General features: G+C 68.4%; 5 protein-coding genes and 1 pseudogene. All 6 read left to right on the top strand.

The features are described from left to right. A partial coding sequence (locus ACLL81_RS12815) for an FAD-dependent oxidoreductase (protein WP_411288737.1) occupies positions 1-939 on the top strand: 939 nt, incomplete at its 5' end. A gap of 28 nt (positions 940-967) precedes the next feature. Beyond that, positions 968-1,756 (top strand): SDR family oxidoreductase, encoded by a 789-nt coding sequence (locus ACLL81_RS12810; protein ID WP_411288736.1) that lies wholly within the window; start codon positions 968-970, stop codon positions 1,754-1,756. Between the two features lie 3 nt (positions 1,757-1,759). Then, complete coding sequence (locus ACLL81_RS12805; RefSeq protein ID WP_411288735.1) at positions 1,760-2,638, top strand: polysaccharide deacetylase family protein; 879 nt, start codon at positions 1,760-1,762, stop codon at positions 2,636-2,638. Positions 2,639-2,965: 327 nt separating this feature from the next. Beyond that, on the top strand, positions 2,966-4,168 hold the full coding sequence (locus ACLL81_RS12800) for a class I SAM-dependent methyltransferase (RefSeq protein WP_411288734.1): 1,203 nt from the start codon (positions 2,966-2,968) through the stop codon (positions 4,166-4,168). Continuing rightward, positions 4,165-4,563, top strand: a complete 399-nt coding sequence (locus tag ACLL81_RS12795) for a hypothetical protein (RefSeq protein ID WP_411288733.1) — start codon at positions 4,165-4,167, stop codon at positions 4,561-4,563. The genes ACLL81_RS12800 and ACLL81_RS12795 overlap by 4 nt, the downstream gene beginning before the upstream one ends. 39 nt (positions 4,564-4,602) lie before the next feature. Continuing rightward, positions 4,603-4,885: pseudogene (locus tag ACLL81_RS12790) on the top strand (TonB-dependent receptor); the annotation flags it as partial.

Here is a 4,885-nt window from a genome sequence, read left to right as displayed (position 1 = left end):
TGCAACACCTGCTGGCACGTGATCTCCACTCATGGCGCTATCCAGTGCGACAATAACCCCCGCGTCGGCACGCCCGACGAGGCGGACTGGTGGCCGACAAAGACCGCCGGCCGCCGGATCGTCGTCGTCGGCTCAGGTATCGCCGGCATGGAGGCCGCATGGGTCGCCGCCGCACGGGGGCACAAGGTAACGGTGTTCGGCTCGGGCGCCGAGGCAGGCGGCAAGGCCCGCCTCCACGCGCTGTTGCCGGGTGGCGAGAACCTCTCGAGCATCTACGATTTTCAGCGCCTGAGCGCTAACCGCTTCGGCGTCGATATGCGTCTGGGTAAGCTGGCGACCATCGACGACGTGCTGGCCTTGAAGCCCGACGCCGTCGTGCTGGCGACGGGTTCCACGCCCGCCTGGCCGGAGTTCCTGCCGGCCGAGTACCGGGGCGAAGGCGTCTTTCCTGACATCCGCCAGGCCGTCGCCATGCTGGCCGACCTGCACGGACGTCAGCCCGGGACCGCCCTGATCTACGACCACGACCAGTCGGCCTTCACCTATGCCGCCGCCGAGTTCCTGCTGGAGCGTTTCGAGAAGGTGCTGCTGGCGACACCGCGTGAGCGCCTGGGCGCCGTCGAACCGCTGGTGAACCGCCAGGGCATCTACCGGCGGCTCTACCGAAAGGGGGTCGAGGTGATCACGCTTTCCGACCCGACCGCCGACTCTCGGTTCGAGGAGGGCGAGGTGACACTGCGGCACATCTTCACGGGCGCCCAGCAAGTGGTGCGCGATGTGGCCCTCTTCACCTACGCCACCTCACGCGCGGCCGACGACGCCATGGCCGCGCCGCTGCGGGCCGCGGGTCTTGAGGTGCATCAGATCGGCGATTGCTTCGCGCCGCGCCTGCCGCTCAACGCCACCGCCGAGGGCCACCGGGTGGGGAACGCGCTGTGAACCCTCCCCTCACGCCAGGGAGGGACGCATGGACCTCGGCCTGACGGGCAAACGCGCCCTGGTGATCGGCGCGAGCCAAGGTATCGGGGCGGCTGCCGCCCGGGCGCTCGCCGCGGAAGGCGCCCGTCTGGCGGTCGCTTCCCGCTCGCCGGAAGCCCTCGAGGCGATCGCCTTAGAAATCCGCAATACCGGCGGCGAGGCGGCCGTCATAGCGGGTGACCTCACGAAGCCGGGAGACGCAGCGCGGATCGTGGCCGAGACCGTCGCGCGTCTGGGTGGGCTCGATGTCCTGGTCGTCAGCGCCGGCGCGGCGCAGGGCGGTTCCTTCCTCGAACTGGACGACCAGGTCTGGGCCGACGCATTCGACCTGAAGTTCATGGGCATGGTGCGCATGCTCAGGGCCGCGGTCCCGGCCATGCGTGAGGGCGGCGGCGGTCGCGTCGTGGTCGTAGTCGGCAACAACGGCCGTCAGCCCGCCGCCGCCATGCTGCCGGGCTCGGCCGCCAACGCGGCCTGCCTGGCCGTGATCAAGGGCTTGGCCGACGCCGTCGCCGTGGACGGCATAACCATCAACGCCCTCAATCCCGGGCCCACGCGCACCGGCCGTTGGGCGCGGCTCATCCAGAACCTCTCGCGCCAGGCCAACCGGCCAGCCGAGGAGGTCGAGGCCGAGCAACTGGCGCGGATGCCCATGGGACGCATCGGCGAGCCGGACACGATGGGGCGGCTCGTGGCGATCCTCGCCTCGGATCTTGCGGACATGGTGACCGGCACGTCTCTCACCGCCGACGGCGGCGCAACAAAGTCCCTGGCCTGAGCCATGGCCAATCCCCGGATCCCCTTCCAGCTGTCCTCGGACCGCCCACTGCTGCCGCCGCCGGGCGGCAAGCCGCTGATGGTCCACGTCGTGGTCAACGTGGAGAACTGGCGCTTTGATCAGCCCATGCCGCGCAAGCTCCTGCCCGCGCCGCACGGTGTTGAGCAGCTCCCCGATGTGCCCAATTTCAGCTGGGCCGAGTACGGCATGCGCTGCGGAATGCCCCGGCTTTTCGAGGCCCTGAGCCGCCGCGCCCTACCGGCGAGCTGCGCGCTCAACGCCGGCGTGATCGAGGCCTATCCGCGCCTCGGCGAGGCGATCCTCGAGGCCGGCTGGGAGGTGATCGGCCACGGATTGCACCAGAAGTCGCTGCAGGCTGAGGCCTCGGAGGAGGCGGTGCTCGACGAGTGCCTGGAACGGCTCAAGCGGTTCACGGGCGCGCCCGTCCAGGGTTGGCTCGGCCCCGGGCTGAAGGAGAGCGAGGCGACGCCCGACCTGCTGAAGGCTCGCGGTGTCCGCTACCTATGCGATTGGGTGGTCGACGATCTGCCCACCTGGATGCAGACGGCTCATGGCCCGCTCATAGCCATGCCCTACTCGCTGGAGATCAACGACAGCGTGATCTACGCCGTCGAGCGGCACGCCTCGCCGGAGATCTGGCGCAGGCTGGAGGACACCCTGCAGGTGCTCGAGCCCGAGCTGGCGCGCCAGCCTCGTGTACTGACGATGGGTCTTCACCCGCACCTGATCGGGGCGCCTCACCGCTTCGCCTACCTGGAGAAGATGCTCGACCGCCTGGCAAGCCATCCGCAGGCGGTTTTCATGACCGGACGCCAGATCGCGGATTGGTTTGAAGCGAACGCGCCGTCGACGGGCGCCTAGAGCGCTTTCCGCCGAAGTGGGCGCCGGTTCGGCGGCGCCAGGACCGCCACGAACAGCCGGCCCCCGAGCGGCAAGATGACCTGGGTGTGCTCGAAGTGCCGCTCCACCAGCTCCACTGGCGTCCTCGGCAGGGTGCCGCGGTCGCGCGGCGCCGGCGAGTTCCAAGCCCCGTAGGGGCGCCGGGCCGGCCCCCGGCAGGGAGTGCGGCCGGCCGTCGGCATTCATTATATAAATAAGACTTATGCACAATTGCCATGAACCGGCGCGAGGCGTACATTTGTTATAGATAAGGGCTAAATCGCCCGACGCCCTCTCATGGAGAAGGTCATGGACGGATCGGACGGCGCACGGTCCATCGCGCAGACGCAGGCGGAGGCCTACGATGGCCCGCCTGACCACCGTGTTGGCGCCCGCCACGAGGTCTATCCCGAGCTGAGCCACGACGAGATCGAACGGTTCAACTTCCTGGCGCAGATGAACCGGCATCTGCAGACCAAGGTCATCCCGCTGGTGGAATCCACCTGGGACAACCGCATCGAGCCGCGTTTCGAAGCCAAGCATGGGGCCACGCCCCAGGACCGCCACGAGGCGCGCAAAGAGCTGCTGACGGACCCCGTGTTCCAGACTTGGTCGGCGCTCAAGCGGATGACGATGGAGCAGCGCCAGCAGGCCGGGCGCTGGGCCGCCATCCGGCAGGCGGAGACGCTCGCCGCGAAGGCGGAGGCGCTGGTCCGCGAGGGCCAGCTCTCGCTCGATCCCGCGCTGCCGATCCCCCGCTATGTCTCGGCGGTGGATCACCACTGCATGCCGGGCAGCTACCACACTGAGCTCTTCCCTGGCGACGTCTCCGGATCGGCCAACTACGACTGCGGACTCCACGTGACCGTAGGGGGCCGCGGCGGCGCCTATAATGACGGCATTGGCACACAGCTGGCGAGCTGGGTGAAGGAGGCCTTCCCCGACTTCAAGCCGAGCCGGATTCTCGACCTGGGGACGACGACGGGCCATAACCTGCTACCGGTGGCCCGCGCGTTTCCGGACGCCGAGGTGATCGGCATCGACGTGGGGACCCCCGTGCTGCGATACGCCGCCGCCCGCGCGGCCGCGCTGGGCGTCGACAACGTCCGCTTCGTCCAGGCCGACGCCACCGACCTTTCCCGCTTCGACGACGGCAGCTTCGACTTCGTGATGTCGACCATGTTCCTTCACGAGCTGTCGCTGGCGTCCATGGACGCCATCCTCCGCGAGGCCCACAGGCTGCTGGCGCCGGGCGGGCTCCTGCTCAACATGGAACAGCCCGCGTACAAGGGCATGCCCGTCTTCGAGCAAGCCATGCGCGACTGGGACGCCTTCTACAACAACGAGCCCTACTGGACGACGTTGCACGGCCTGGACCTGGATGAGCACTTCGTCGCCGCAGGCTTTCCACGCGACCGGCTCGTCTACACGGCCTTCCCATCCCCGCCGGGCGCGGGCAGGGGCCGCAAGATCGGCATGGTCTTCACGGGGGCCCGGAAGGAAGCGGCATGAGCATCGCCGAGGCCCTGCGGCACGCGTCGGACAAGCCGGCCGGCAAGCGCCCCTATTTCTTGAACCCGGAGTCCGAGCGAATTCTGGCCATCACCATGGCGGTGGCCCAGGAACTGGCGGTAGCGCGACAGCGGATCGACACGCTCGAGCGGCTGCTGGCCGCCAAGGGCATGGTCTCGCGGGGCGAGATCGAGGGCTTCGCGCCCTCCCGTGAGGACTACGCCGAGCGCGCGCTATGGACCCAGGAATTCATCGACCGGGTCCTGCGCATCGTCCAGCAAGAAGGTCAGGCCGCAGAAGCCGCGGCCAAGGGCGAGAAGTCGATCCCGGAGGTCACCACCGAAATCTCGCTGGATAGGGACCGCTACGCCGGCGCGCACTGTGAACTGAAATAAGCCAAGACCTACCAACAACGACAATCAGAGGGGGCTATCATGAACAGACTTAATCTGGCGTCTTCCACTTCGGCTATCGTTCTTCTTGCCGCCGTCACACCGGCCATGGCACAGACCGCCGCCCCGGCGCGCGCCGCGCCCCTCGGCAGCAGCGGCGCCACTGACAGCGCCACGCTGGGCGAAGTGGTCGTCACCGCCCAACGCCGCGCCCAGAAATTGCAGGACGTGCCTCTCGCGGTCAGCGCCTTTGACCGCCAAGAGCTGGATCGTCGGCAAATCACCCGCACCCTGGATGTCGTGACCTATGTGCCCAACATGGTGG

Origin of the sequence: Phenylobacterium sp. (genome assembly GCF_046590535.1) — a bacterium.
Lineage (GTDB): Bacteria > Pseudomonadota > Alphaproteobacteria > Caulobacterales > Caulobacteraceae > Phenylobacterium.
This window is presented reverse-complemented; position numbering and strand designations above follow the sequence as displayed.

What these genes read in the sequence shown, in the direction of transcription:
- ACLL81_RS12810 (WP_411288736.1), top strand. Translation starts at nt 968, where the DNA reads ATGGACCTCGGCCTGACGGGCAAACGCGCCCTGGTGATCGGCGCGAGC.
- ACLL81_RS12795 (WP_411288733.1), top strand. Translation starts at nt 4,165, where the DNA reads ATGAGCATCGCCGAGGCCCTGCGGCACGCGTCGGACAAGCCGGCCGGC.
- ACLL81_RS12805 (WP_411288735.1), top strand. Translation starts at nt 1,760, where the DNA reads ATGGCCAATCCCCGGATCCCCTTCCAGCTGTCCTCGGACCGCCCACTG.
- ACLL81_RS12800 (WP_411288734.1), top strand. Translation starts at nt 2,966, where the DNA reads ATGGACGGATCGGACGGCGCACGGTCCATCGCGCAGACGCAGGCGGAG.